Here is a 1736-nt window from a genome sequence, read left to right as displayed (position 1 = left end):
ATGAAAGCCCTGGTCTGCGTGAAGCGGGTGATTGACTACAACGTGAAGCCACGTGTGAAGGCGGATGGTTCGGGGGTCGATCTTGCGAACGTGAAGATGAGCATGAACCCGTTTGACGAGATCGCAGTCGAGGAGGCCATTCGCCTCAAGGAGAAGGGCGTGGTGACCGAGATCGTGGCGGTGTCGGTGGGCGTGGCCAAGAGCCAGGAAACGCTGCGCACGGCGCTGGCGATGGGCGCGGACCGCGCGGTGCTGGTGCAGGTTGACGAGGGCGTCGAGGTCGAGCCGCTGGCCGTGGCCAAGATCATCAAGGGCATTGCCGATGAGGAGCAGCCGGCGCTGATCATCACCGGCAAGCAGGCGATCGACGATGACAGCAACCAGGTCGGCCAGATGGTCGCCGCGCTGCTGGGCCGTCCGCAGGGCACCTTTGCCAACGAAGTCTCGGTCGAGGGCGATGCCGTCGTGGTCAAGCGCGAGATCGACGGCGGTCTGCAGACCGTGAAGCTGGCGTTGCCTGCGGTGGTCACCACCGACCTGCGCCTCAACGAGCCGCGCTATGCCTCGCTGCCCAACATCATGAAGGCCAAGTCCAAGCCGCTCGCGACCAAGTCGCCCGCCGACTACGGCGTCGATGTTGCCGCGCGCCTCAAGACGCTCAAGGTCTCCGAACCGCCCGTGCGCAGCGCCGGCATCAAGGTGCCCGATGTCGACACGCTGGTCGCCAAGCTCAAGGAAATGGGAGTAGCCTGATGTCCAAGGTTCTCGTTCTCGTCGAACACGACAACGCGTCGGTCAAGGACGCCACGCTCGCTGCCGTAACCGCCGCTGGCCAGCTTGGCGAAGTCACCGCGCTGGTCGCAGGTAGCAACTGCGACGCTGCCGCACAGGCCGCCGCGCAGATCGCAGGCGTTGCCAAGGTGCTCAAGGCCGACGACGCCAGCCTCGACAATGCGCTGGCTGAAAACGTCGCCCCGCTCGTCGCCGGTCTGATGGCCGATTACGACGCCTTCGTCGCCCCTGCCACGACCACGGGCAAGAACGTCGCCCCGCGCGTCGCTGCGCTGCTCGATGTCATGCAGATCTCGGACATCCTCTCGGTCGAAGGGCCGAAGACCTTCACCCGTCCGATCTACGCCGGCAACGCCATCGCCACGGTTGAATCCAGCGACGCCAAGCTCGTCATCACCGTGCGCGGCACCGCCTTTGCCAAGGCTGCACCCACCGGCGGCAGCGCCGCGGTCGAAGCTGTCAGCGCCACCCCTGACAGCGGCCTGTCGACCTTCGTCAGCGCCGAGATCGCCAAGTCCGAGCGCCCGGAACTGACCAGCGCCAAGATCATCGTCTCGGGCGGCCGCGCCCTCAAGGACGCTGCCACCTTCGAACAGGTCATCACCCCGCTCGCCGACAAGCTCGGCGCGGGCATCGGCGCATCGCGCGCCGCAGTCGACGCAGGCTACGTGCCCAACGACTACCAGGTCGGCCAGACCGGCAAGATCGTGGCGCCGGAAATCTACATCGCGGTCGGCATCTCGGGCGCGATCCAGCACCTTGCCGGCATGAAGGACTCCAAGACCATCATCGCCATCAACAAGGACGAAGACGCCCCGATCTTCCAGGTCGCCGACATCGGCCTCGTCGGCGACCTCTTCACGCTGGTCCCGGAACTCACCGGCAAGCTCTGACACCAACACACGCAACGCCATGATGGAGTGTTTCCCCGGGGAAACACTCCA

Annotated in this window: 2 protein-coding genes; both read left to right on the top strand. The window is 65.6% G+C overall.

The window, feature by feature from the left end; genetic code table 11:
- Entirely contained in the window at positions 1–753 is a 753-nt protein-coding gene (locus tag I2488_RS19370; protein WP_196277435.1) for an electron transfer flavoprotein subunit beta/FixA family protein, read from the top strand.
- Entirely contained in the window at positions 753–1685 is a 933-nt protein-coding gene (locus tag I2488_RS19365; protein ID WP_196277434.1) for an electron transfer flavoprotein subunit alpha/FixB family protein, read from the top strand. The genes I2488_RS19370 and I2488_RS19365 overlap by 1 nt, the downstream gene beginning before the upstream one ends.
- The last annotated feature ends 51 nt before the right edge of the window (positions 1686–1736 follow it).

Source organism: Novosphingobium jiangmenense, assembly GCF_015694345.1.
Classification (GTDB): domain Bacteria; phylum Pseudomonadota; class Alphaproteobacteria; order Sphingomonadales; family Sphingomonadaceae; genus Novosphingobium; species Novosphingobium jiangmenense.
This window is presented reverse-complemented; position numbering and strand designations above follow the sequence as displayed.